The organism is Sporosarcina luteola (genome assembly GCF_023715535.1).
GTDB lineage: Bacteria > Bacillota > Bacilli > Bacillales_A > Planococcaceae > Sporosarcina > Sporosarcina luteola_B.
This window is the reverse complement of sequence record NZ_JAMBOI010000002.1, coordinates 603,708-628,195: the sequence shown is the minus strand read 5'-3', so window position 1 is coordinate 628,195 and position 24,488 is coordinate 603,708. Positions and strand designations below refer to the sequence as shown.

Genomic DNA, 24,488 nt, shown 5'->3' with positions numbered 1-24,488 from the left:
TGAAATGGATAGAAACCATTCAGTAGACGCCAACAGCAAGGACAAACAATTGGAACATTATCGATCACTCGACAAAGGGAAGAAAATGACGACGAATCAAGGGTTGAAAATCTCGGAGGATGAACATTCATTAAAAGCCGGATACCGGGGACCGACCCTTATGGAAGACTTCCATTTCCGTGAGAAGATGACTCATTTCGACCATGAGAGAATTCCCGAGCGGGTCGTCCATGCAAGAGGTTATGCAGCCCATGGGGAGTTCGAATTATATGAGTCGATGAAAAAATATACGAAAGCAGCTTTCTTACAGGAACCAGGTTCGAAGACTCCCGTTTTCACACGGTTTTCAACAGTTGCAGGAAGCCGCGGATCCGGTGAGACGGTGCGGGATGTCCGTGGATTCGCCGTAAAGTTTTATACGGAAGAAGGGAATTATGACCTCGTCGGAAATAACATCCCCGTGTTTTTCATCCAGGACGCGATTAAATTCCCGGACCTTATTCACGCTGTCAAGCCTGAGCCGCATAATGAAATGCCGCAAGCCGCTTCCGCGCACGACACGTTTTGGGACTTCGTTGCAAACAATCAGGAATCAGCACATATGATCATGTGGCATATGTCCGACCGAACGATTCCGAGAAGCTTCAGGATGATGGAAGGCTTCGGAGTGCATACGTTCCGTTTCGTCAATGAAGAGGGAATTGCGCATTTTGTGAAATTCCACTGGAAGCCGAAACTCGGTGTGCATTCTTTAGTTTGGGATGAGGCCCAGAAGATCAACGGTAAAGATCCCGACTTCCATCGGAGAGACTTATGGGAAGCGATTGAAAGAGGAGATTTCGTCGAGTTTGAATTGGGCGTTCAGCTTATCGAAGAGAAAGATGAATTCATGTTCGACTTCGATATTTTAGATCCGACGAAGATATGGCCAGAAGAGCAAGTGCCCGTCAAAATCATCGGTAAGATGACATTGAACCGGAATGTGGATAATGTGTTTGCGGAAACCGAGCAAGTGGCGTTTCATCCAGGGAATGTCGTGCCGGGCATCGACTTCACGAACGACCCATTATTGCAAGGGCGATTATTTTCGTATACAGATACACAGCTGATCAGATTGGGAGGACCGAATTTCCACGAGCTCCCGATCAATCGTCCGGTATGTCCATTCCATAATAACCAACGTGATGGATATGGCAGGCAGACGATCAATGTCGGCCAAGTGAGTTACCATAAAAATTCATTGGCGGACAATACGCCTTCAGTATCTTCAGAAGAGGAAGGCGGCTATGCCCATTATCAAGAAAAAGTCGAGGGACGAAAAATACAGGCGCGCAGTGAATCTTTCAAGGATCATTTTTCACAGGCGAAGCTTTTCTGGAACAGTATGTCACTTACCGAGAAAAAGCATATCGTGGATGCCTTCAGCTTCGAAGTCGGCAAGGTGAAGAGCATGAGTGTCAGACAGCAAGTCGTCGATATGTTTGCGAATGTGGATGTCGGGTTGGCAACGGCAGTAGCTGAAGCTGTTGGAGCGAAATTCCCGACAGATGCTAAAGAATCACCTGTCACGGAATCTTCTCCTGCATTAAGTCAAATGACGACAACTAAGCTGCCGAACACCCGCAAAGTGGCAATCCTGATCGGAAGCGGGTTCGATGGGGATGAAGTCGAATCGCTCGTCTCATCGTGCTTGAAGGCGGGAATGAATGTCGACCTTGTCGGAGAGAAATTCGGAGTCCTATACGGTGAAGATGAGTTGGCGGTCGATATTGATGAAACGTTCTTGACTGTCCATCCGACATTATATGATGCGATTTATGTCGTTGGTGGCGAAGCGGATAATATGAAGAAATTCACAATGGATATTGCTGATTTCATCAATGAGGCTTATAAGCATTACAAGACGATCGGCATTGCTTCCACAGGAAAATTATTTTTCGAGGCGTCAAATGCGGAAGTGGGACCGGGCATCATTATAAACGAGGATACCGGTGCATTTGGGGATGAATTTGTCAATGCCGTCGCCGCACATCGCCATTGGAACCGTAAAGTGTACGGCTGGGAAGAATAGGATTGTTGAGTTGCCATACCTGTCTATACAACGGGTATGGCAACTTTTTTGATGATAATATGAAAATCGGACTGATGGACTGTTGACTTATCCGGCAAGCCTGGTAATATACTAACATAATCATTCATTTGAACCGAATAATAACGGAGAGTCGACATAGTAATCCTGTTGTGGGCAGTAAAGAGAGACTGAATGGATAGTGCAAATTCAGGCAGCAGCAGGCATGAAGTACAACGACAGTTTTTCTCCGATTGAAATGAAGTGGACGGCGGGTTTTCCTGTCGTCAATCAGGGTGGTATCGCGGAGAACTCCTTCGTCCCTTATCCAAGGGATGGAAGGGGTTTTTTGTGTTTATGCTAGATACTAGGAGGAGTTCAATATGTTTCATATAAAAGCGATCCATTCGCCAAAAATTTGGGAATCGGCCCTGCTCGTTTTCGGCATCGTGGCGATGATCAGTGTCAGTATAATAATATTTGATTCCGTTCCTCATTTACCGATCCTATTTTCGATTTTATTATTAATCGGATACGGACTTTTGAGAGGGATCTCTTTCCGTAAACTTGAGAAGGGATTGGTGGAAGGGGCTGGAGCCGGCATGGGTGCGGTCTTCCTCTTTTTCTTCATCGGCATTCTCATCAGCAGCTGGATGATGAGCGGGACGATTCCTTCGTTGATTTACGCAGGGTTCCATTTAATAACCCCTACATTCTTTTTTGCGATCGTCTTCGCCGTCACAGCCATCGTCGGCATCTCGGTTGGCAGCTCCCTGACAACAGTGGCGACGGTCGGCGTAGCGTTCATCGGAATGGCGAGTGTACTTGAACTGTCGCTGCCGATTGCGGCGGGCGCCATCGTTTCAGGGGCGTTCTTCGGTGATAAAATGTCGCCGTTGTCTGACACGACGAACCTCGCGTCATCAATCGTAGGAGTCGATCTGTTCGAGCATATCCGCAACATGGGATGGACGACGGTGCCCGCATTCATCTTGTCATTTGTCTTGTTTGGAGTGATATCACCGGACGTGACGACAGGGGAGTTTGATAAAATTACAATGTTCCAGGAAACGTTGCTGGAAACCGGGATGATCCATTGGTATACAGTCATTCCGCTAGTCGCTTTATTTATTTTGACGATGTTGAAGGTGCCTGCATTCCTAACATTGGCGATCAGTTCCGCAGTAGCAGTCGTTCTATCGTTTCTCCATCAAAGCATCGGATTTTCCCAAGTGCTTGGGGTCCTGTTTAGCGGATACGTCTCTACAACGGGAGTCGAGGACGTTGATGCATTGCTGACGCGAGGCGGCATGGAGAGCATGATGTTCACAGTCGCTTTAGTGTTATTGGCGTTAAGCATGGGAGGTTTGCTGTTCACGTTAGGGATTGTCCAAAGTTTGTTGGCGCAGGTTGAAATGTTGTTGAAAAAAGCGTCTTCAGTCATCATGGCTTCCGCAATGACAGCGATCGGCATCAATGTATTGATCGGCGAACAGTATTTATCTATTTTATTGACAGGGCAGGCGTTCCGGACCCAATACGAGAAGGTCGGCCTTGCAAATAAAAACTTGAGTCGCGTCATGGAAGATGCGGGGACGGTTGTCAATCCGCTCGTTCCGTGGAGCGTATGCGGCATCTTCATAACGAAAGTGTTAGGCGTTTCGACAGTCGACTATTTACCTTTCGCATTCTTCTGCCTGTTATCGCCGATATTGACGATTCTCTTCGGGTATATGGGAAAGACGTTGACACGCACGACATGATAAAAAGAAACACCGAGGGCGCAATCCTCGGTGTTTTGTCATTTATTCAACTGAAATTCCTCGGTGTAATTCGTCGCTTTCCGAAGCGCTTGTTCTTCCGCCGGAATCCGGACAGACATCATCCAAATATTGAGGAGTGAGAAGACGACCGCGGTAATAAATGCATTGAATAATAACGGCAATACTAGCAGCTCCGTGGCGACGATAATGTAATTCGGATGACGGAGCCATTTATAAGGTCCTTTCCGCACAACCTTCGCATTCGGAAGGACAATGATTTTTGTGTTCCAGTACTTTCCTAATGAAGCGAGGCACCAAATCCTCAATAGTTGCACCGTCGAAAATACTGTCAACCATATCGGCCATATTGCGGAAATCTGGCGTTGGAAATAGAAAACCTCCGATATGAGTGCGATAAAAAAGAATACGTGCATGGCTACCATAAATGGATAATGGGATGCGCCCGCTTCGAAGGCCCCTTGGTCTTTCATCCATTTTTCGTTTCGCTTCGCAATGAACAATTCAATGATCCTCTGCAAGATGATGATAGATAGGACAATACCGGTAATCATTCGCGACACCTCACTCCCATTTCAACAATAGCAATTCACCGCAAAATCCTGGGCCTAGCGCAGCCATCAATCCATAATCGCCTGCCGCCGGTTCAGATTCCATGAATTGCTTGAGTACGTAGAGGACTGTAGGAGAGGACATATTGCCGTGATTCCTTAGAACGTCCCTTGAAATATCGGTTTTCGAACTGTCGAATCCCAACGAATCCTCGTATGCCGTCAACACTTTTTTGCCGCCAGGATGCGCGACGAAATGGGTGATATCATTTTTACTAAGGTTGTTTGAATCGAGGAGTTCATGCACGAACGGCCCAAGCCAATTGGTAATGATGGATGGAATGCTTTTCGAGAAGATGACATATAAGCCATTGTTTTTAATGTCCCACCCCATGACATCTTCGGAATCGGGCATCCACTTTGAAGTGGTGCCGATGATGGAGGGCACCGGAATGTTCGCAGCAATTTCGGATTGATTCCCCGAAATGAGTGCGCATGCGACGCCATCAGAGAACAAGGACACCCCGACTAGATTGCTCTTCGAATAGTCGTCCTTTTGAAACGTCAAACTGCAGAGCTCGATGGACAGGACCAATACGTTCGCTTTCGGGAAGGCTTTGCAATATTCGAACGCGCGGCTCACACCCGCCGCCCCGCCAGCGCAGCCTAATCCCCAAATCGGGATCCGCTTTACATCGTCGCGGAAAGGCAGCCTGTTCATAATGCGGGCATCTATGCTCGGCGTAGCGATACCAGTGCTTGAAATGAAGAAAATGGCGTCGATTTCCGAAATGTCGACGGCTCTACTCAACGTACTGGATTCCTGGAGACACGCTTGTACAGCCTGGACGCCGAAATCGATAGCGTGGCGGATGTATAAATCATTACGCTCTTCAAAATCATGGGCTTGGCCATACCACTCTAGTGGCATGCAAACGTCCCGCCTCTCGATATCGCCGTTTTGAAAGACTTTCAAGAGCCGTTCTATGTCCTTGAATTCACGGCTGAATAGAGAGCGGGTCAACTCAACAGCTTCCTCCTGCTTCACCTCATGGGGAGGGAGGATGGTGCTGACAGACAGAATTTTTGGCATGTATAGACCTCCAATATTCTTTATCAATCTGTTACCTAGAAAGTTAGTTACTAAACATTGTCACTGTTGATAGATGGAAAATGGAATAGCATTTACAGTAGTTTATGAAGGTGGGGAAACGAATATGAAAGCCCGGCTTACGTGCGGGCTTCAATCGGTCGGAGAAAGTAGTAGTTTGCACAAACTGCGGAAGTTCAATTTGAATTTTTCATTGCTTTCTTTCGATCGCTTCTTAGGGCCGCGAAGGCGTCCTCCCGCCATCCTGATTTTCTGTGCAGCATGTCGGGCGTATAATAGCTGATCGATATTTTCATTTGTATACAATCTGCCATTCTGATCAATCGGATGACCTTGCTTCGCCAACACCATGGCGGCTAATCCATAATCCTGGGTAACGACAATATCCCCTTTTTGAACTTTATTGACTAGAACGAAGTCGACAGCGTCCGCCCCTTTGGAAACGATAATCGTCTCCGCCCCTTCACGATGCATTTCATGCGCTGTATCACAAATAAGTGTGCAAGGCAGATTGAATTGCTTTGCAATAGAGATTGTTTCATTGATTACTGGACAGCCATCTGCATCCACAAAAATCATCATGATTGTCTTGACCTCTTTTCAATTGGTATGTAAGCGATTTTTATTATCATACTATATATGAATAGATGCCTCACTATATCATATTCATTCGTTTTCTTTTCATTCAATAAGGTATGTGAATGGAAATAGAGGGCGAAAGATCGCCCTCTGTATTTGTTTTTGATTAGTTTTCGGTTGGATTCGAATCGTTATCTATTGAATATGGAAAGTTATCTATTGAATAACCTGAGTTATCTATTGGATAGAGAAGGTTATCTATTGAATCGCCGGAGTTATCTATCGAATCCGTTTAATTATCACCAAAAAGGGACTAAGGAATCATCTAACAGTTATTCTACCGTTATCCGATTTCAGTCGGATCTGGTGCAATTCCTCGCCGAAGCGGCTGCGTGAATTCCGCTCGCCGTAAATATCGATTCGTCCGTGCCCGGTTTTCGCTAGGATGGTCGCATTCGTCGCCTTGTGCGTCGTCGCAATTTCAATGCTTCCATTATCGGTCTGGAAATCGATGTTGCGATCTAAATTTTCACCCGCAAGAACGATTCGGCCATTGTCCGTAATTGCTGTCAGCTCTCCATCGACTTGGTCGAACTCTATGCGTCCATTATCAGATTCGGCATAGATCGATTCTGCTTCGACATGTCTCATCGTCACCCGGCCGTTATCGGTTTTTGCCTTCAAGCGGTCTGCTTGCACTTTCGAAATTTCAATGCGACCGTTATCTGTCTCCGCTTCGAGCGATGTCGCTGCTAGTTCTGCCAATTCAATGCGTCCGTTATCTGTGCGGCACTCGATTTGTTTCCCAATCAGTTTTTCGGCTTGGATCTTTCCGTTATCCGATTTCATGGAGATGGATTGATACAACTTCTTTGGAATGAACACGTTCAATGCCACACCCTTCGTATTGAAATTGAATAAGAATAACCAGTGCGCTTTGTTTTTCAATTTGATCCTAAGTGTATCTCCGAGAACTTCCGCGGTCAGCTCCAGTTTTTCTTTCGGCCCTGTCAGCTCGATTCTCGATTCTGCCGTGTCAGAAGGGAGGACGGTAAGGGAGCCATGCTGGACTTCGATATCCACCTTTGTAAAACTATCATCCTGGATCGTGATCACTTCACTCGTTGGACTTGCATTACTATCAGCTGCTTCTGCAAATGGATAGGCTTCCAACAGCTCAGCTGCGATCTTTGCGGGCGAGCCAAGGGATGCTGCAATTTCCTCTTCCACTTTCCCATCATCGCGTCCATTCAAGAAGTATTCACGGATATCCTGGAGAATATCGTTTCTTTCTTCTGCAGGCAAACGTTTCAAAGCTTGTTCCAGCTCACTAATAAATCGGTTTTCAGTCATGGCGAACGCCCTCCTCAATCAAAGTATTAACCCCTTCAGTAAAACTGCGCCATTCATCCAATTGTTCGTGCAAATAGTCCCGCCCTACATCTGTCAGTTTGTAATACTTGCGGGGAGGTCCTTCCGTCGATTCCTGAAGGTAAGTCGTGAAATAACCTTCTTTCGTCAGGCGCCGCAACAACGGATAGACAGAGCCTTCGGAAATGGAAATCTGGTCCGAAATCTTCTGGACAAGTTCATAGCCGTATCGATCCTGTTTATCCAAAAGAACGAGGACACATAAATTCAAAACACCTTTTTTGAATTGGATATTCATACATCATTCTCCCTTACGGTATTGTTCATTGAGCAATACTGATTTATCAAACATACTGATTGGGTATAATATAGCACACGGTATTATTCATTGCAAGGTACTGTGGAAAAATAATTTTATCCGAAACTTTTTCATTGACCGCACGTATAAGAGGTATGAAGTAGGAGGTGCACAACATGTTCGGAAGAAAAAAGTCGAAAACAGAAGAAGCAAGGACAACTTATTTCAGCGTCGGCATCATTTCGGTCAATGAACTGGACGACGACCTGTATGAAACGTGGACAGACGAATTGATGGATGCAGCTGAGAATGTAGGATCTACGACTTCTTTATTGCAGGCCGATTGGGATGAAGAGCAATTAAAGATTCTTACTAACCGATTTCCGGAAGTGGAAATGAACGAAACATTTTTTATGATAAATGAAATCATCCATGAAGATATTGAAAAGGAAATCAAATTGCTCGAGCAAAAGCATAAATGGAAGAAGTTCTTTAATACGATTCCGCTGACGGATTATATTGATGCGGAGGATCGTGTAGTGTTGGACGTTAGCAAAACGCTATTCTGTACAAATGATGTTCAGGAGGCAGCGGGATTTCTTAAAAATCAGGCTGGACAGGTAGTCAATTAAGGAGGAAACGTAATGGAAGGAAGTTATTTCGTTGGATGGGGAACGCTTGCCTTGATTAATGCGGGGATTGCACAAGGGAAAAATAGGAGCGGGCTGAATTGGTTTTTCCTATCATTGCTGTTAGGTCCGTTTGCAACATTCTGCCTCGTCATTGCTGATAAGAGATAACTTTTTCAAAAATGCTGACGTATGGTAAACTATTTCTGTACTCGAAATAAATAGGTGTAGGGGGAATTGGTAATGGCAGAAGTGAAGATCATCTTTGCAAAGGATGAATTGATTAGCGGGAACGAAGCGCGAAAAAATTTCGTGGAGCAGCAAAAGGCAGGCCATTGTTCAGTCTTGTTCGACGACACGCAGTATGTTGTCATCAAGGAAGCCAAAAAGGCGAATTTAGAAAAGGTACGTTCAACAGCAGGGAACATTGCACGTGACTTGGCAGCGCAGAAAGTGGAAAAGGCGACTGTGCAAGAAGGCGTCTTAGGGAATGTTTTCTCTGGCTTGGACAAAGAGGAAGTCTACACAGCATTCGCGGAAGGGTGGGATCTCGGTTCCTATCAATTCTTGCCTTATAAATCAGAGACAGAGAGTTTCAATACAGAACTTCAAGTCGATGGAAACGACATGCAAGCAGCTGTTCAATCAGGACAAATCCGTGCAGCAGCAACCGCTTTTTCACGTGACTTGATGAATGAATTATCGGACGTCCTGAACCCTGAAACGTATCCTGAAGTATTGAAGCAAAAGTTCAAAGGGAAAGACGTCGAAGTAACTGTTCACGGCAAAGAGCAGCTTGAAGAAATGGAAATGAATGGCCTTCTGACAGTTTGCCGAGGCAGTAAATACAACCCATCATTTGTGGAAATCCGCTATGAAGGGGATTCTTCAAAACCACTAGTAGCCCTTGTAGGGAAAGGGGTTACATTCGATACAGGCGGAATCAGTTTGAAAAGCGGCAAGGATTTGAGCGATATGCGTATGGATATGGGCGGTTCTGCGGCAGTCGCAGGAGCAATGCAGCTGCTCGTCGATTCGCAAGCGAAAGTGAATGTCGTCGCTTTGATTCCAATGGTTGAAAACACACCGGATGCAAATTCCGTATTCCCTGGTGAAGTGATCCGTTATAAAAACGGCAAAACAGTCCAAGTGGGGAATACTGACGCGGAAGGTCGTCTAATCTTGGCAGACGCTTTAATTCGTGCAGGTGAATTAAATGCAGAATACATCGTTGATATCGCAACGTTGACTGGTGCAATCGTTAATGCACTTGGCTCTGAAATCGGCGGAGTTTTTGGCGATGAAGAATTATCTTTTATTATGAAAAAAGTAGGGGATCAAAACGGCGATTTCGTCTGGCCGATGCCATTGGTTGAAGCATACGACAAGTCCTTGGCAAGCGATTATGCAGATATGAACAATATCAGTTCATTGAACTTTGCGGGCTCAATCACTGCCGGTCTTTTCCTACGCCGCTTCGTGCCGGAAAACAGCAAATGGCTGCACGTCGACATGGCGGGCATGATGAGCAAATCAAGCGCCAAAGGCTATTATGCTAAATCGGCAACAGGCTACGGTGCTAGGCTATTGGCTGACTACACGGTGGAAATTTCGAAGTAAAATAGAAGAATGAAGAGGGAGTTATCCAGAATATCGTCTTGATAGCTCTCTTTTTTGATTCAGAAGGTTCTAGCGCCCAAAACGGTGCATCGCGCGTCCAAAGCAAGCTGTCCCTCGTCCAAAGTAAGGCATCGCGCGTCCAAAGCAAGCTGTCCCGCGTCCAAAGAGAGGCATGGCGCGTCCAAAGCAAGCTGTCCCTCGTCCAAAGTGAGGCATGGCGCGTCCAAAGCAAGCTGTCCCGCGTCCAAAGCAAGGTGTTGTGCGCCCAAAGCCGGCCATTCTACAGCTTTATTCTTTTGTCAGTCCGATCTGATTAGTATGTTTGTTATAAAATTTTGACTTTAAATTTAAATTATAGTGTAATGTGTTAAGAGTATAAGGAAATATCTGTTTTTTTAAGGGAGCTGATCTTTCAAATGATGAACAATGGGGATTCGACACAATTACTTAAAATACTCAACGAATTATACCCAGTAGAGTTACTAACAGCTCAACCAGTAACAAATGAGATGTTTCGATGTACTGCCAAACAAGGCGTTTACTTTGCCAGAATTACCAATTACAAGTCTTATGATGAACAGCTTGAAGAAGTTATGTATACAAACTTCCTGAATAAAGAAGGGTTGGCGGTATCGCCAGCAATTTTTTCACTGAGACGGAACTTAGTAGAAAAAATAACACTTGGCAACAAAGAATTGCTATCCGTTCTATACAGAGCAACGTCTGGTATCCATTTACCTAGAGAACAGTGGAATGCCGATGTATTAAAAGAATTAGGTCGGCAAATCGGCAGACTGCATCGTTTTTCGAAGAAATTTGAAGAAATCCATCCGGTTACGTATATCAATGATTGGCATGACAATGAGGAATACGCTTTTCTCAAATATATCCCTGAAGAAGAAAGTGCAATTAGAGAGACTGCACAAGATGTCCTATCGACGATTCGAAGGTTGCCAAAAAATCGCTCGAACTACGGGTTGTTACACGGAGATTTGTGGTTAGAAAACGTATTGGTTGATGAAAATTCGAAATTGTCACTGGTTGATTTTCAGGACTGTGAAAAAAACTTTTACATTTTTGATTTAGCAGTTCCAATCTACAGCGCAATCGAGTATTCGTTTGTGGGGGGCGGCAACATAGTCGATTATGGACGAGACGTCGCAAAAGCGGTTATTGACGGATACCAAGAGGAGAATGACCTTCCTGCTGAAATGCTTGAACACCTTCCATTGTTCATTAAACTAAAGGAAGTTTTCGAATACAGCATGATGCATATGTACTGGAATAAAGAAAAGCTAACAGAAGAGCAGATTCGAATCATGAACCATTATAGGATGAGGATTGAACGAAATCATTCGCTTCTAGATTAACATGACTGGAAAGCTAGCTTACAAAATAGGGGGAAAAGACTTTGGGACAAAACACAACAAATGTTTACACACCACCTAAACATTTTATTTCTGCTGCAACGATTGTACTCAATGATCAAAATGAAATCCTTTTAATTAAAGGTCCTCAGAGAGGCTGGGAAATGCCAGGAGGAATCGTTGAGGAAGGCGAGTCTTTGAAAGATGCTGCAATTAGAGAAACCAAAGAGGAGTCAGGTATGGATATTGAAGTTATTAAATTCTGCGGAATATTTCAGAATGTAAACAAGTCAATTTGTAATACACTGTTTTTGGCAAAGCCGATAGGAGGCAAATTAACAACTTCCTCAGAAAGTTTAGAAGTAGGGTTCTTTCCAATCGAACAAGCCCTTGAGATAGTAACTGTGGGGAACTTCAGGCAACGAATAGAGTACTGTCTTGATAACAGTATTCATCCATTTTATGTGGAATTTTAATTCTGCTAAAATATCGTTACTGGAAGGCGCTATACATTGGGTTTTATCCAAACGAATTAGAGATATTAAATTGAACTGGTGGAATCAGCTAGATATGTCTATTACTTTTTTATGGAGTGTGACCCTATGCAAGAACTACAATCCAGACTAGAAACTTATATTAATAAATATCTAGACTGGTGGGATTTTTACGGTGTTATTCAAGTGACCAATAAAGGGGAAGTACTATTTAAAAATGCATATGGCTTTGCAAATATCGAGTTTGACATAAAAAATGATATGAACTCGCGCTTCTCCATCGCCTCTATGTCAAAACAGTTTACGGCCTTTGCAATTATGCTTCTCTATGATGAAAAAATGCTGGATATCGATAAACCCGCAAATTCCTACCTCCCTTATGATATGCAGACTGATGAGTCAATTACTGTTCATCATTTATTGACGCACACCTCAGGATTACATAATTTCACGAACTTTGAAGAAGATTTTTTTGGCGGTTATAACAGAATGAATTACTCAATAGACTATTTTTTCCGGAATTATATTAATAAAAAGCCTACAACTCCGGCAGGTACAGGATTTAATTATAATAACTCCAACTATAATTTGCTTGCGTGGATTATTGAAAATGTTTCAGGAGAATCATACGTTGAATTTCTTAGAAACCACCTATTTCTGCCTTTACAAATGATGAATAGTGATGTTGATGATGGCTGTAAACCTATTAAAAACCGCTCATCAAATTACGTAAAAGATTTTAATAAAACCGTAAAATGCCCGTATTTTAACGAGAAATTCAGTATCGGCGCAGGTGCTATCGTTTCAAACTGTGAGGATCTGTATAAGTGGTATACATGTTTGCGAGATCGGAAACTACTTTCCGAGGAAGCGTATGCAAGATTCTTTAGCGTGAACCAAAATAATTACTGTTATGGCCTGGAGCATCATCATGTTTACGGCACAGACAAGTATTCCCATGGAGGGGATCACCTGGGGATCAGTACATATATGCAGAACTTTTTCGATGAGGATATTTGCATCATCATTCTTTCCAATAATGAAGCGATAAATCAGTACAAACTTGGAAATTCTATATCAGATATTCTCCATCATGTTGATGTAGCTGCCCCGACAAAACACCAAGAGATTCAAATCAAAGAAAGTCAGCTTGAAAAGTATTGTGGAACATACCTGAAAGATAAGATTGAAGTAGAGTTCATTAATGGAAGATTATACTTTACGAGATTTGCCGGAAATCTACACATTGAAATCTACCCAGTGGGTGAAGGGAAATTTGTTCGAAGATATTATGATCAAATCGCCCCCTATAGAATTGCGGAGAATGAAAACGGCAAGATATCGTTTTTCGGATATTTTAAAGAATCTTTCTGAAGCAGGGTTTTGACATACTGAAATTAGGAGTTTGAGAGGAGGAATGATTTTGAAAATCAAGCTGGCGGAGTACGATGAAAATTGGATTCAGATGTTCAATGATGAAGTCCTATTGTTGAGAGGCATATTCGGGGAGGAAATAATCAAATTTGAACATTTTGGCAGTACCGCTGTTCCAGGTATGAAGGCAAAGCCAGTCATAGATATGATGTGTCTCGTGAAAGACATTAAGAAAATCGATACGTTTAATGATCAGATACATTCGCTTGGATATGACGTTGCTGGTGAATGGGGGATTGAAGGGCGTCGGTTATTTCGCAAGGGCGGAGATAATAGATCCCATCACATTCATGTTTATCAGCATGACAACTTCCATATTCAACGACATCTGATATTGCGAGATTATTTAAGAGCTCACCCTGACGAAGCAGCACGATATACTTCCTTAAAAGAAGAGTTAGCTCAAAGATATGATGATACAGCTTTATACAGCAAAGCTAAAAAGCCTTATGTAGAGGAACTGGAACTGCGTGCATTGAATTGGTTTGAAAGTCTAGGACCATAACGATTTCGGCGATATATAGTCAACGGGGGAAATTTTAATGAAGAATAACCTAAGAAGTGAAAGAGTCATTTTAAGAGAGATGGAAGAAAACGATTGGATAGATGTTCACAAATATGCTTCGCAAGAAAAGGTTTGTCAATATCAGCCTTGGGGACCCAACTCAGAGCAAGAATCCAAGGATTTTGTTAAGCAAGTTCTCAGAGATGCAAGGAAGGAACCGAGAAGCCGATTTGTCTTTGCAGTAATTGTTAAGGAAAGCAGGGAAATGGTTGGTGCGGGAGAGATAAATATTAGAGACTTTAGCAATAGAGTTGGCGAGATAGCATACATAATGAATCCTCAATACTGGGGGAAGGGATTAGCGACAGAAGTAGCGAAACTATTAATTGCACATGGTTTTAGTGATTTACATCTCCATCGTATTTTTGCAACTTGTGACCCGAGAAATATTGGTTCATTAAAAGTCTTAGAAAAGGTGGGAATGTTAAAGGAAGGTAAACTGCGTGAGGATTTATTAATAAAAGACGGTTGGCGTGATTCGTTATTATACAGCATATTAGAGCAAGAGTGGGATTAGTTTTTTGTGAATTCAAATTAAAAGAGAAAGAGAAAATATATTACAAAGGAGATTTATGATGAAAAACTTCGATTATGAAATAGTAGAGATCCCTGCGTATCGGGGAATCGGACTAAAATGGGATGGTCCATACACAGAAGTTAATACTTTAAAAGAACTTATTGTTAGCATGAGCAGTAGAGTAGGAGTGTTAGACTATGTAATCAATCCAAAAGTCCAATTAGGGCTGTCCTATCACCTAAGGCCTGATGGGTTTGTACATTATTCTATATATGAAGTTAGCGTAGAACAACAACTCCCCGATGGCATGGTCGAATTAAATGTACCAGCGATGACTTACTTAATTACACATCATAAAAAAGATCAAGATATCGGCCAAACTTATGACAATATCTATCAATGGCTGAAGGAAAGTGACTATGAGCCATTTAGGGAGCCTGATGTGGAATATTTCGATCGTTTACCGATAAAACACGAAAGATACCCGAATGATCGCGATGTCAAAAATCCACATTTTGATATCTTAATTCCCATCAGCAAAAGAACATAAATTCATTAATCTGTTGTTCAATAATTGGGTGCTGTGACAGGATGGAAATAAGGCCTCTCCAGAACAATAGGCCATATTAAGGAATAAAAAGACTTCTGATATAGGAGAATACGAAAGTATAAGGGGGAGTATATAGATGATTAAGCTAAGATTATTTTTGATGTTATCTTTCGCAATTTTCCTAACCTTCCTAACCGGATGTAGCGGGGAAAATAATACAGCTAGAGAACCGAGTAGTCCCCTAAATACTACTTCCTTAATGAAACAATATGCACTCCAAGATAATTATAAACAGTTTGAAACCTTAATGCTGGATGGATACGATGAGAAAAGTATAACTGAACTGTACGAAACTGTGAGGCAAGCAGCAACAAAGAGTGCAGATATAAAGAGCTTTACGTTAGTCACATTTGATAATGGCAAAACGTTGCTTGTATATCTAACACCTATAGCCTCCGAGAATGGAGAAGTGTTAATTCAAGACGTTATTGAAATTCCAACCAATATTGCAGCGTATATTGAGGAAGAGTTAAATAGAAAGTATGAAGAGTAAAATGTAATTCATTAATAATGTTCAGAGGAAAGTGTATCCGTAATAGAAAAAGGATTATTATAATTAACCAAAATGCAGTAAGCTTTTTGGAAAGCTGAAGTGAAAAGAGTGGTGATTAGGTGAAGAGGGTAGGGCTAGCAGTTTTTGTTATTTCATTGTTTATAGTTTCAATAGAATTTGTATCGACGGTTTTTGGTTCAGATAAAACTGAAGCAGAAACACTAATTCAAAAGTCTATCGACTATACGAAATCTCATAAATGGGATGAATATGTGGGGCTCTTCAATTTTGACCCTGAAGTTAGTGAGCATTTATTATCGTTTTTAAAAGACGGTGAGGATCAGAGAAAGCAGGACGGAATTCATGGTATTCAAGATATAAAAGTAGTGAGTATGGAATTGACAAGTGACCCGGAGTTTATCTCAAAAGGTGACTATGTGTATGATGTGCTGTTAGATATGAAAGTTCTAAATCCTTCAGAATTTCATATAAACGGAGTTTCCCGTCATATTTATGTTCTGAATAGGATAGGCGATGACCTGAAAATAGAGACTGTATATTTGGGTACAATGTATGAGCATAAATAATAAAGTATTGTGAGGACTACTTATGGATCAATTAACATTTCAAGCATACCAAAGTTATCTAACATTAAAATACAAAGAAGGTCGGACTTCATCAGGATTATTTATGAAATTAGTTGAAGAAATAGGGGAAGTAGCAGAGGTTTTAAACCAGATAGAGGGTCGAAAATCAGTTTCATCAGATACTTCCCTGGAACGTGAGTTAGTTGATGTAATACACTACGCGCTAGCTATCGCAAGTATAAATCAAATTGATTTGTCAATAGCAATTTTAGAAAAAGACAAGCAAGCCGCAGTTAAATATAATCAAACCCCCAATTTGGAAGAGTTTTTAGCCCAGCAAAATGCTCCGATTAAATGATATCCCAAAAGAAAAACTGAAAGGCAATGATTCCATATTGCCTTTCAGTAGATTGCTAAAGAGATTACAGTACTACTTAATAAACTTCTCGATCTCATCCTTATGCTCTTTCACTAACTCATCCAATGCCGCATTTGCTTTTTTATTAAAGTCTTCCATATCAAAGTCTTTATCATCCACCGTCGGTTCGCCTAATACACTATCGACGTAGGCTTGCAGATATACACCTGTTTCCTGATTTGCTGCGGCATGCTTTTTAAAAAACTCTTTTGGCTCCATTCCGAGTTTTTTAGCTTGCGACTCATAAAATCTACGGGTATCCTTTGCAGTTTTAGAATTATCATCTTCCGGGGGATAAAAATATTCAATTGAGTCAATGGACGCCTGAATTTCCTGAAGTTTTTCAGACACATCAAGATTCATTCTTTTCACTTCTTGTTCCGCTAATTTTGCCTTAATGGTTCCATCCAAATAGTCGGAGACTTTATCATCCGAGTATAAAAACCGCAGTTCACCGACTGTAATTTCTTCCCCTCTTACAATGGCTGCCACATCTTCATCATCATACTTAGAAATAGAATTACAACCGGCTAGCATTATCAAACAACTAAGAAACATAACACTCGCAAATCTTTTCATTCATCCCACCCCTTTGTTTACATGAACACTCCTCATTCATTCACAAACAACAATTTGCCGCTCGAACGTCCCCTTTTTCGCAACACAGCGATCAACAATCGTGAAGCCTGCTTCAGTAATCATATGATCCATTGGTTCAATCGTGACAACAACCAGTCTCGAAGTAATTCGTCTAGCGTCTTTTAAAATTTCCTGTTGTCCTTCAGCGGTGATGTGCGTGAAGAGATTATACGGCATGTCAATAATCGCAGCATCATATGTATCCGTCACATCGGAAATAGGGCCGATGACAACTTCCCCCTCCAACCCGAAGTGGGCGAGGTTCTTCCTGGAGCCGAGACAGACGAGAGGGTTGATGTCCCTGCCGACAATGTCAATGCCCATGGAGCGCGCTTCGACCAAGACAGTGCCGATTCCGCAGCAAGGATCGATCGCCCGGATCCCTTCCGGATGCGGTACGGCGATGTTTGCGACAGCCCGGGCAACGCGTGTACTCAGCGCAGTGGAATACATATGAGGCTTTTGCATATGAAACCGCCAGATCGGCTCGCTTTCCACTAAAATGCCGAAATACCATACCTCATCCAGTGAGACGATTCCGAAATTGACCTTCGGCTCCAGTAAATCCGCCTCCCCTTGGATCACTTCACCGATCTTCCGCTCAATACTGCGCCGCTCCGGATGATGGAGTTTTACAGTTGTATCAAGGGTAATCGAATTAAGGCAAGTCACTTTGAATGTCTTATGGGTGACAAATTCAGATGCCTGCTCGATTAGTTCGTCCAAGTTGTTACCGGAGAATAGTACTTCAAGTCGCTCCTTCATGAAAGGGCTCCTGCTCGGATCAATCTTTACACTGCTCTTAATAACATTCGATGGCCCGTCAAAACCAAAAAAGGCCCTCATTTCCAACCGGCATAAATCATGTTCGTCTGTTTGCCTTACATATGTGTAGATAAATTCCTTGTTTTCAACTTCAAATGCATGTTTCAATTTGCCGCCTCGATCCCTTCAAGCAAATTGAAGATGAATCGATAGGCGAGGTCCATTGCATCTTTTATTGCCATATCCTTTTGGAATCCGTCCAGTTGGTCGAGAGGAATATTTACATCCCAAAGACCGTCCTTGTCTGAGAACATTGCGCTATACGTTTTCAAGCCGACATTTGCATCCAAATAGTCCTTTAAGAAACCGCCCCATTTTTTCTGGACTTTCAAACCGAACAGGACAGTGAACGTCCTGAAGACATCATCCATTTCAATAGCGATACCATCGATACCGATCGTTTCGAATGCATCTGATTCAACATACAAGAATTCCTCGGCATTTTTGAAGAAATAAGAGACAGGCTCTTGCATGAATGAATCCTGTTCTTCTTTGAGCACATCTTCTGTCTCTTTCAAGCATCTTTCAATGACTGGAAAGCTCCATTCTTTATTTTCAACATCACTGTTTTCAGTAAGTAAACCTTGTTTAACAGCGTACTCTCTTTCAATCGGGAACAATGAAGTTCCGTCTTGAGCGACTAATTTAGCGATTTTATCTTTCAACATGGAAGACACTCCTTTTCATTCACAAGTATACATCACTTCATAACTCTTATGCCGGGTTATTCATCCGGATACCAAGGATTCAAATGGATGAGCACTTCATCCACATCCTCATGTTCATTGATGATTAAATTTCGAATTGTACTCGAAATGTCATGGCCTTCCTGGATCGTCAGCGTTCCGGAAATGCCGATCCGTAAATCGACAAGTACATAATGCCCGTGCTCGCGCGCACGTAGTCTGTCAATTCTTCTCACTTCAGGGACCGTACGGATCAACGCTGCAAATTCCCTGAGCCGCTCTTCGGACACGTTTTTTTCCATCAGGATGTCCATCGAATCTTTCCCTATCTCATAAGCAAGTCTGAGAACAAGCACAGAGACGATTACCCCTGCAAAAGGGTCTCCGTATAACAGGAAAGGGATATGATAAGCGTCGCCGATCAATGCCAAGCCGATACCGACAACAGCTGCGAGCGATGCATAGACATCTGCCAAATGGTCATACGCCGTAGCAATCAATCCTTTACTGTTCACTTTCTTGCCAATGCGCATCGTGTAGATATAGAGGGCCTGCTTCCAGATTAGGGATATGATAGCTGTGAGTAAGGCGATGACACTCGCTTTCGCCGGCTCCTCAAAAAAAGCTTTGACAGCTTCGTATCCGATATAAATGGCTGCAATTCCTAAAATGATCGCAACAATGCCAGACCCAATGACTTCAGCTTTCCCATGTCCATATGGATGGTCATCATCCGCCGGTCGCTGCGAGAAACGCATGGACGTCAATGCGGCAGCTGATGCGACCACGTCTCCTGCATTATGGAAGCCGTCCGCCAGCAATACGGGACTGTTGAACAGGACCCCAACGAGAATTTTCAAGACCGTTAAAACAATATTACTCATCAAGCTGATCCAAATCGCAAATACGGAAGCGACGGAATGGTTCTGGTTAGTTGTCATTAATCTGGCCTCCAAGCATATTTTCCCTGGGGAAACAAAAACCCTTGACATATTGTTGTCAAGGGTTGGGCAAAATATAATCTATTGTTGCTTTATCTATAAGTACCATGGTCATCACTCTTTTTTTGTCAGTGAACCAAGCATAGCACTAACCAGTGATGCGGGCAAGGAATGGGACATAGGTTGGTCGACCTGTATAGGATTTCATTGCAATTGCTAGATTGGTTTATTATAATACAATAAAATGAATAAAAATACATATGAGAGGTTGATACGATATGAAACTTTGGGGAGGCCGTTTCACAAGCCGCGCTGATGAAATTATGGAGCAGTTCAATACTTCATTGCCAGTAGACTATAGATTGTATAAAGAAGATATTACAGGGAGTCTCGCGCATGTCACGATGCTCGTCCATACTGATCTGTTGACACCCGAAGAAGGGGATTTGCTCGTTCAAGGCCTGGAATCCATCTTGCATGATATCGACAACGGCGAACTTCTCATCGAAGGCGATTACGAAGATATCCATTCATTCGTGGAGATGCAGTTAACGGAAAGGATCGGTGAAACAGGAAAGAAACTGCATACAGCACGCAGCAGGAACGACCAAGTGGCGGTCGATATGCGCCTGTATGCAAAAAATAAAGCGGTTGAAGTGATGGATGGCTTGCAGACTCTCATCGATTCCTTGCATGCGAAAGCTGCAGCAAATAACGTCATCATGCCTGGATATACACATTTGCAGCGAGCACAAGTCGTCACATTCGGCCATCATTTAGGAGCCTATGAGCAAATGTTCAAGCGTGATAAAAAACGTGTCGGCAATGCGCTGGACCTATTGGATGAAAACCCGTTAGGCTGCGGGGCGCTTGCCGGGACGACCCATAATATCGACAGAAACGTAACGACGACACTATTAGGCTTTTCGAAGCCGGTCGATAATTTTCTCGACGGTGTGAGCGACCGGGATTATATGCTGGAACTCATGTCAGACTTCTCCATTATCATGATGCACTTGAGCCGTTTAAGCGAAGAGCTGATTTTATGGAGCAGCCAGGAATTTAAATTTATCTCGATGGCGGATGCGTACTCCACTGGCAGCAGCATCATGCCGCAGAAAAAGAATCCTGACGCTGCGGAGTTGATTCGTGGTAAAACCGGAAGAGTATACGGATCCTTATTCGCTTTATTAACGACATTGAAAGGATTGCCGCTGACGTATAACAAAGACATGCAGGAGGATAAAGAGCAATTTTTCGACGCGTTGGATACAGTCCTTGATTGCATGGAAATCATGTCTAAGATGATCGACACATTGACGGTGAATGCAGACAATATGAAAGCGGCCATCAAAGCCGGCTTCCTGAATGCAACGGAAGTGGCTGATTACTTGGTAGCGAAAGGAACTCCTTTCCGCGACGCCCATGAAATCGTTGGGAAAATCATCATTTATTGCGAAGCGGAGAAGAAAGCGATTGAAGATTTGACTGTGCAGGAGCTTGCTAAGTTCAGTGAGAAAATCGAAGATGACATTTACGACTATATCGACTATGAAAATATTTTGACGAAGGGGAATAAGGGGATAATGAGGGAAGTCGGCGAGTAAGCGAATACGCCGGGAAAGCCGTTCGCTCATAAAAGTGGGTTTCGCGCTCATGAATCTAGTTTGACGCTCATAAATTCCATTCCGCGCTCATAAACAATGGCCGCGCGCTCATAAATCCGAATCCGCGCTCATAATCAGCCATCCTGCGCTCAACAACAGCAGTTCCGCGCTCATAACAACCGAAAGCCAGAGGGGATTTCCTCTGGCTTTTCTCATTCCTTGTGAATTCTATAATGAATCGTCAAAAACGGTATCGAAAAAATCCACATTTCATGCCTAGCGGTCAGCGAGCCGTCTCCTTCTTCGCGGACAACGAAATCTTCCTCTAGCGGCAGACTAAAATACTTTCCTAATTTCGTTGTCAAATAAATACCCGCGTCTGAATCAGGACAAGTTTTCCTGCTCGTCAGTTGCAAGTCATCTCCATGTTCGATCATCTCCAAGACGCCTGTCATCGTGGAACAAGGGAGCGGCAATGCGATATTCATGAAATTCCGTCCTTCATTCGTTTGATGAGAGGAATATAGAGCAACGAATGCATATTGTTCATCCACCTTCCGAATCCAAGCGCGGACATCCTTCCGTCCATCGATGCCATCATATATCGTTAGAATATCGCCTGTCATTTCAACCTCATTCCGATGGAGCGGCAAATTGATCTGCTCCGTTCTCCGGCTTATGAATGAATAAAGAAAGGCAAACGGCTTAAACCAGGCATGCCAATGGACAGTGGAGAACAGGCGGTAATCGATCGTGTTTTCGTAAAAATCCAGGATACGAGGCGAAACCTTGTTTATTCCATAAAGATTCATGTTATCAACAAGTCCTCGATGCTTACCGGGATCACCAAGATGTTCGATACGCTGTTTTCCTTTTACTCTACTAATCGGGAAATTTGGTTCTTCATAAACGGAAGAGGGAACGCACAACGCCCATCCAACAATGCCGAATAGCGCAAAGACAATGCAATTCAAGACGCCATGGAAGCGAAGCATGAAGTCAATCGTAATGGAAGTGAGACCGAAACCATTTCCTAGTACGTAAAGGAGCGAGAACACTATTGTGAGACCGAGCGACGTGAATGAAGTGACGATGAGCCATTTTTGCATACGGGTCGGAAAGCGCGTACGCCATGCAATTGCGATTAATCCAGCCAATCCGACGATGTAAAGGAGTACAGAAAACAACTCAATCCATCTTGAAAAGGTAATGCCGATTGCGACGACCATCGGTGCTGCCAATAATAGTCCTGTAAAAAACGAATAGAAATTCGGCTTATACAGCCTTCCCAGAAGTCCAATGAAAATAGGCAATAATAATGCGGAGTAATGGAAATGAATGCCGGTCAGCCAAGTTAATAATGGGGTAAAGCCCGTGTCAATATCCGCTATATAGGCAAAATACCAACCGCCGCCGAGTGCTATGTACATCATCCCTAGATCAATTGAAAACTCCTCGATATTTGTGAATCCGCGGCGCAAAAACCGGGTCAGTCCATACAATGCAATGATAACTGTGAACGCCAAATAGATGATGGCAGGAATCGCGGACCATTCAGGTGAAAATAGTTGGATGATGGCAATCGATATATAGGCTGGAATCGCAAAATAAGAATAGAAACTCGAAAACCAATCCCCACGCTTCATTACAAAACGAAGAGCTATCGGTACATAAACGATTTGCGCAACTGTCAGCAATAAAAATGGCCACGGCTCCTTACTGAAAACAGCGATGATCATAAATAATAGAAAGTGGATAAGCACGAATTTACGCATCTTGCACAAACTCCCCTTCATAGGAAAAGACATGACCAATCAGCGGATTCCGTACGTTTACGTTTATACGATAAACCGCGGCCGCTTCATCATAACATTCCGTCACCGTCGCTAAACCTTGCAAGGACTTTGGCAAAGGCAACTCTACTTTGCCGAGGACGAGGCGTTGATTCAAAGAATGGATCGTCAGCGAACCATCATCCGAAACGTCGAACGCCAAATCGGAATAGACTAGTGGCGGCTCCCCGAGATAATCTTTTATGACAAGGCGTTTTTCATCCAAGCTCATCAACGCATTGAAATAGCGCTTTGTCGAACCGAAATGAAAGATGCGCTCCCAATGGATTTGACTTTCGCCATTGGAGCCAGGAAAGGCTGTGTTTTTAATTGAAAATGGAACGTTTTTTCCTCGTTCCAGGAATAGCAGTTTCCAGTTGACACCAATCTTAAAAAGGGGATATAGCCACTTCGGACCGCCTTTGATTTCTCTCATTGTGCCTGAAGCTTCAAAAACACTGCCATCGGGAAGGTCATATCGCTTTTGCAGCATCGGATGCAGCAGTTTGAAATTTTCTCCGAGAACCGATCTATAAATCGACACTTGTACATTCACCTTTTCCTTTTGCAACTTTTTGCTGTAGGGACGTCCTCACTCGTACAATAACCGATAAGAGATAGAACAAACAATGACAGATTGAATGTCACCGGGTTGAAGGGGTGCATAGCCGCATCAGGCGCAGCAATGAGCGCTGCAACGGTGAGTAAAGGAAAGACTGCTAGCTGCAAGGCGAATAAGTGCTTTCTCTTTTGATAAATGAGCCAAAGAATACCTAACAGCACCTCAGCGACGCCAATGCCGATCATCATTGCAGTTAGTTTTGATTCCTCTAAGGGTAATGCGCTTGCCAACATCCGTCTCTCCTCAGGATGGTTTCCGATGATTTTTGGAAGTATTCCATGATAAATCCATATGAAAGAAAACAGTATGGCAAGTCCATATGTCGAGAAAAAGCGGAAGTATTGGGAACGGGGAGCTTCCCCTTTCTCAAGCCATCTTTTCAACACATCGAAACTGAGGGCGGTGCCCCATCCGATGATTGGGTGGAAGATGAATGCATCAAACGCTTTGCCGAATGAACCGAAATTTGGATCATAATCATATTGCGTCAAAAACGTTGTCCCTTCTTGCCGGGGCTCATATTTCCAGTATCCTTTTCCTTCTTTGATTGGCGAAAGCCATTGATCAGTTCCGAAATGAAGAGAGGAAGACCGCGTGCCATCTCCTTTATTGAAAGTCCCTATACTTTTCCCCCAGCCTGCAACGGTGAATAGGGGAGTGACGCTCCGTTTATACGTGAACTTCTGCGGCTCGCCATCTTTTTTTGGCAAATAGGTGATGGAGGAGAACCTCAGATCCCACTGCGAATGCAAGTCCGGATCTTGAGAAGCATTCCATACATTATCTATATTTGAATCAATCTCTATTTCAACGTAAATAGGCTTTTTTTTCATACAATTTCAC

General features: G+C 43.1%; 28 protein-coding genes. 15 read left to right on the top strand and 13 right to left on the bottom strand.

All coding sequences use genetic code 11. The features are described from left to right. Nucleotides 1-4: 4 nt before the first annotated feature. Both M3191_RS06670 and nhaC read left to right on the top strand, forming a co-directional pair. Entirely contained in the window at nt 5-2,071 is a 2,067-nt protein-coding gene (locus M3191_RS06670; protein WP_251699227.1) for a catalase, read from the top strand. A gap of 380 nt (nt 2,072-2,451) precedes the next feature. Further along, a complete protein-coding gene (gene nhaC, locus M3191_RS06665; protein ID WP_251699225.1) occupies nt 2,452-3,831 on the top strand; it encodes a Na+/H+ antiporter NhaC in 1,380 nt (459 codons plus the stop codon). 38 nt (nt 3,832-3,869) lie between these two features. On the opposite strand, the gene M3191_RS06660 is transcribed toward nhaC, so the two are convergent. The 5 genes from M3191_RS06660 to M3191_RS06640 form a co-directional block, all read right to left on the bottom strand. Continuing rightward, complete coding sequence (locus M3191_RS06660; protein ID WP_251699223.1) at nt 3,870-4,403, bottom strand: isoprenylcysteine carboxyl methyltransferase family protein; 534 nt, start codon at nt 4,401-4,403, stop codon at nt 3,870-3,872. 10 nt (nt 4,404-4,413) lie between these two features. Further along, complete coding sequence (locus M3191_RS06655) at nt 4,414-5,493, bottom strand: type III polyketide synthase (RefSeq protein ID WP_251699220.1); 1,080 nt, start codon at nt 5,491-5,493, stop codon at nt 4,414-4,416. A 150-nt stretch (nt 5,494-5,643) separates the two neighbouring features. Continuing rightward, nucleotides 5,644-6,096, bottom strand: a complete 453-nt coding sequence (locus M3191_RS06650) for a YaiI/YqxD family protein (RefSeq protein WP_251627099.1) — start codon at nt 6,094-6,096, stop codon at nt 5,644-5,646. Between the two features lie 315 nt (nt 6,097-6,411). Further along, on the bottom strand, nt 6,412-7,443 hold the full coding sequence (locus M3191_RS06645) for a DUF4097 family beta strand repeat-containing protein (protein ID WP_251699218.1): 1,032 nt from the start codon (nt 7,441-7,443) through the stop codon (nt 6,412-6,414). Next, nucleotides 7,436-7,759, bottom strand: coding sequence for a PadR family transcriptional regulator (locus M3191_RS06640; RefSeq protein ID WP_251699216.1), 324 nt, complete (start codon nt 7,757-7,759; stop codon nt 7,436-7,438). The genes M3191_RS06645 and M3191_RS06640 overlap by 8 nt, the downstream gene beginning before the upstream one ends. A gap of 176 nt (nt 7,760-7,935) precedes the next feature. On the opposite strand from M3191_RS06640, the gene M3191_RS06635 reads away from it, so the two are divergent. From M3191_RS06635 to M3191_RS06625, 3 genes are all read left to right on the top strand, one after another. Further along, a complete protein-coding gene (locus tag M3191_RS06635; protein ID WP_251699214.1) occupies nt 7,936-8,391 on the top strand; it encodes a hypothetical protein in 456 nt (151 codons plus the stop codon). Nucleotides 8,392-8,403: 12 nt separating this feature from the next. Continuing rightward, complete coding sequence (locus M3191_RS06630) at nt 8,404-8,559, top strand: hypothetical protein (protein ID WP_251623609.1); 156 nt, start codon at nt 8,404-8,406, stop codon at nt 8,557-8,559. A 72-nt stretch (nt 8,560-8,631) separates the two neighbouring features. Then, nucleotides 8,632-10,008, top strand: coding sequence for a leucyl aminopeptidase family protein (locus tag M3191_RS06625; RefSeq protein WP_251699212.1), 1,377 nt, complete (start codon nt 8,632-8,634; stop codon nt 10,006-10,008). A 59-nt stretch (nt 10,009-10,067) separates the two neighbouring features. On the opposite strand, the gene M3191_RS06620 is transcribed toward M3191_RS06625, so the two are convergent. Then, nucleotides 10,068-10,277 (bottom strand): hypothetical protein, encoded by a 210-nt coding sequence (locus tag M3191_RS06620; RefSeq protein WP_251699209.1) that lies wholly within the window; start codon nt 10,275-10,277, stop codon nt 10,068-10,070. 147 nt (nt 10,278-10,424) lie between these two features. On the opposite strand from M3191_RS06620, the gene M3191_RS06615 reads away from it, so the two are divergent. The 9 genes from M3191_RS06615 (at nt 10,425) to M3191_RS06575 (ending at nt 16,433) form a co-directional block, all read left to right on the top strand. Next, complete coding sequence (locus tag M3191_RS06615) at nt 10,425-11,378, top strand: phosphotransferase enzyme family protein (protein WP_435368143.1); 954 nt, start codon at nt 10,425-10,427, stop codon at nt 11,376-11,378. Between the two features lie 41 nt (nt 11,379-11,419). Further along, nucleotides 11,420-11,851 (top strand): NUDIX hydrolase, encoded by a 432-nt coding sequence (locus M3191_RS06610; protein ID WP_251699207.1) that lies wholly within the window; start codon nt 11,420-11,422, stop codon nt 11,849-11,851. Between the two features lie 126 nt (nt 11,852-11,977). Continuing rightward, a complete protein-coding gene (locus M3191_RS06605; RefSeq protein ID WP_251699205.1) occupies nt 11,978-13,243 on the top strand; it encodes a serine hydrolase domain-containing protein in 1,266 nt (421 codons plus the stop codon). Between the two features lie 49 nt (nt 13,244-13,292). Then, the gene (locus tag M3191_RS06600) at nt 13,293-13,808 is read left to right on the top strand and encodes a GrpB family protein (RefSeq protein WP_251699203.1); all 516 of its coding nucleotides are present in this window, start codon (nt 13,293-13,295) and stop codon (nt 13,806-13,808) included. A 37-nt stretch (nt 13,809-13,845) separates the two neighbouring features. Beyond that, nucleotides 13,846-14,385, top strand: coding sequence for a GNAT family N-acetyltransferase (locus M3191_RS06595; RefSeq protein WP_251699201.1), 540 nt, complete (start codon nt 13,846-13,848; stop codon nt 14,383-14,385). 58 nt (nt 14,386-14,443) lie between these two features. Next, nucleotides 14,444-14,935 (top strand): GyrI-like domain-containing protein, encoded by a 492-nt coding sequence (locus tag M3191_RS06590; RefSeq protein ID WP_251699199.1) that lies wholly within the window; start codon nt 14,444-14,446, stop codon nt 14,933-14,935. A gap of 136 nt (nt 14,936-15,071) precedes the next feature. Next, a complete protein-coding gene (locus tag M3191_RS06585; protein WP_251699197.1) occupies nt 15,072-15,488 on the top strand; it encodes a hypothetical protein in 417 nt (138 codons plus the stop codon). 119 nt (nt 15,489-15,607) lie between these two features. Beyond that, a complete protein-coding gene (locus M3191_RS06580; protein WP_251699196.1) occupies nt 15,608-16,075 on the top strand; it encodes a hypothetical protein in 468 nt (155 codons plus the stop codon). Between the two features lie 22 nt (nt 16,076-16,097). Beyond that, entirely contained in the window at nt 16,098-16,433 is a 336-nt protein-coding gene (locus M3191_RS06575; RefSeq protein ID WP_251699195.1) for a MazG nucleotide pyrophosphohydrolase domain-containing protein, read from the top strand. Between the two features lie 72 nt (nt 16,434-16,505). On the opposite strand, the gene M3191_RS06570 is transcribed toward M3191_RS06575, so the two are convergent. The 4 genes from M3191_RS06570 to M3191_RS06555 are packed head-to-tail and all read right to left on the bottom strand — an operon-like array spanning nt 16,506 to nt 19,584. Continuing rightward, nucleotides 16,506-17,072 carry a SurA N-terminal domain-containing protein gene (locus M3191_RS06570; RefSeq protein ID WP_251699193.1) on the bottom strand — a complete coding sequence of 189 codons (567 nt, stop codon included), beginning with the start codon at nt 17,070-17,072 and terminating at the stop codon, nt 16,506-16,508. Nucleotides 17,073-17,108: 36 nt separating this feature from the next. Continuing rightward, nucleotides 17,109-18,065 (bottom strand): TRM11 family SAM-dependent methyltransferase, encoded by a 957-nt coding sequence (locus M3191_RS06565; protein ID WP_251699191.1) that lies wholly within the window; start codon nt 18,063-18,065, stop codon nt 17,109-17,111. Beyond that, on the bottom strand, nt 18,062-18,625 hold the full coding sequence (locus M3191_RS06560) for a branched-chain amino acid aminotransferase (protein WP_251699189.1): 564 nt from the start codon (nt 18,623-18,625) through the stop codon (nt 18,062-18,064). The genes M3191_RS06565 and M3191_RS06560 overlap by 4 nt, the downstream gene beginning before the upstream one ends. A gap of 56 nt (nt 18,626-18,681) precedes the next feature. Then, complete coding sequence (locus tag M3191_RS06555) at nt 18,682-19,584, bottom strand: cation diffusion facilitator family transporter (protein WP_251699188.1); 903 nt, start codon at nt 19,582-19,584, stop codon at nt 18,682-18,684. A gap of 278 nt (nt 19,585-19,862) precedes the next feature. Here M3191_RS06555 and argH point away from each other — a divergent pair, with 278 nt between their 5' ends. Continuing rightward, on the top strand, nt 19,863-21,191 hold the full coding sequence (gene argH, locus M3191_RS06550; protein WP_251699186.1) for an argininosuccinate lyase: 1,329 nt from the start codon (nt 19,863-19,865) through the stop codon (nt 21,189-21,191). Between the two features lie 212 nt (nt 21,192-21,403). Here the strand turns inward: argH and M3191_RS06545 are convergent, their stop codons facing one another. Genes M3191_RS06545 through M3191_RS06535 form a run of 3 tightly spaced genes read right to left on the bottom strand, consistent with a single transcriptional unit; the run spans nt 21,404 to nt 24,478 of the window. Continuing rightward, nucleotides 21,404-22,966 carry a YndJ family protein gene (locus M3191_RS06545; protein ID WP_251699184.1) on the bottom strand — a complete coding sequence of 521 codons (1,563 nt, stop codon included), beginning with the start codon at nt 22,964-22,966 and terminating at the stop codon, nt 21,404-21,406. Next, entirely contained in the window at nt 22,959-23,567 is a 609-nt protein-coding gene (locus tag M3191_RS06540) for a DUF4166 domain-containing protein (RefSeq protein WP_251699182.1), read from the bottom strand. The genes M3191_RS06545 and M3191_RS06540 overlap by 8 nt, the downstream gene beginning before the upstream one ends. Nucleotides 23,568-23,575: 8 nt before the next feature. After that, the gene (locus M3191_RS06535) at nt 23,576-24,478 is read right to left on the bottom strand and encodes a DoxX-like family protein (protein WP_251699180.1); all 903 of its coding nucleotides are present in this window, start codon (nt 24,476-24,478) and stop codon (nt 23,576-23,578) included. Nucleotides 24,479-24,488 lie beyond the last annotated feature (10 nt).

Bases quoted from the DNA above. Each gene is read 5' to 3' on its own strand.
- M3191_RS06560 (WP_251699189.1), bottom strand. From the start codon at position 18,625: ATGTTGAAAGATAAAATCGCTAAATTAGTCGCTCAAGACGGAACTTCA.
- M3191_RS06535 (WP_251699180.1), bottom strand. From the start codon at position 24,478: ATGAAAAAAAAGCCTATTTACGTTGAAATAGAGATTGATTCAAATATA.
- M3191_RS06575 (WP_251699195.1), top strand. From the start codon at position 16,098: ATGGATCAATTAACATTTCAAGCATACCAAAGTTATCTAACATTAAAA.
- M3191_RS06670 (WP_251699227.1), top strand. From the start codon at position 5: ATGGATAGAAACCATTCAGTAGACGCCAACAGCAAGGACAAACAATTG.
- nhaC (WP_251699225.1), top strand. From the start codon at position 2,452: ATGTTTCATATAAAAGCGATCCATTCGCCAAAAATTTGGGAATCGGCC.
- M3191_RS06570 (WP_251699193.1), bottom strand. From the start codon at position 17,072: ATGAAAAGATTTGCGAGTGTTATGTTTCTTAGTTGTTTGATAATGCTA.
- M3191_RS06640 (WP_251699216.1), bottom strand. From the start codon at position 7,759: ATGAATATCCAATTCAAAAAAGGTGTTTTGAATTTATGTGTCCTCGTT.
- M3191_RS06645 (WP_251699218.1), bottom strand. From the start codon at position 7,443: ATGACTGAAAACCGATTTATTAGTGAGCTGGAACAAGCTTTGAAACGT.
- M3191_RS06615 (WP_435368143.1), top strand. From the start codon at position 10,425: ATGATGAACAATGGGGATTCGACACAATTACTTAAAATACTCAACGAA.
- M3191_RS06660 (WP_251699223.1), bottom strand. From the start codon at position 4,403: ATGATTACCGGTATTGTCCTATCTATCATCATCTTGCAGAGGATCATT.
- M3191_RS06625 (WP_251699212.1), top strand. From the start codon at position 8,632: ATGGCAGAAGTGAAGATCATCTTTGCAAAGGATGAATTGATTAGCGGG.
- M3191_RS06630 (WP_251623609.1), top strand. From the start codon at position 8,404: ATGGAAGGAAGTTATTTCGTTGGATGGGGAACGCTTGCCTTGATTAAT.
- M3191_RS06585 (WP_251699197.1), top strand. From the start codon at position 15,072: ATGATTAAGCTAAGATTATTTTTGATGTTATCTTTCGCAATTTTCCTA.
- M3191_RS06555 (WP_251699188.1), bottom strand. From the start codon at position 19,584: ATGACAACTAACCAGAACCATTCCGTCGCTTCCGTATTTGCGATTTGG.
- M3191_RS06595 (WP_251699201.1), top strand. From the start codon at position 13,846: ATGAAGAATAACCTAAGAAGTGAAAGAGTCATTTTAAGAGAGATGGAA.
- argH (WP_251699186.1), top strand. From the start codon at position 19,863: ATGAAACTTTGGGGAGGCCGTTTCACAAGCCGCGCTGATGAAATTATG.
- M3191_RS06590 (WP_251699199.1), top strand. From the start codon at position 14,444: ATGAAAAACTTCGATTATGAAATAGTAGAGATCCCTGCGTATCGGGGA.
- M3191_RS06545 (WP_251699184.1), bottom strand. From the start codon at position 22,966: ATGCGTAAATTCGTGCTTATCCACTTTCTATTATTTATGATCATCGCT.
- M3191_RS06635 (WP_251699214.1), top strand. From the start codon at position 7,936: ATGTTCGGAAGAAAAAAGTCGAAAACAGAAGAAGCAAGGACAACTTAT.
- M3191_RS06655 (WP_251699220.1), bottom strand. From the start codon at position 5,493: ATGCCAAAAATTCTGTCTGTCAGCACCATCCTCCCTCCCCATGAGGTG.
- M3191_RS06605 (WP_251699205.1), top strand. From the start codon at position 11,978: ATGCAAGAACTACAATCCAGACTAGAAACTTATATTAATAAATATCTA.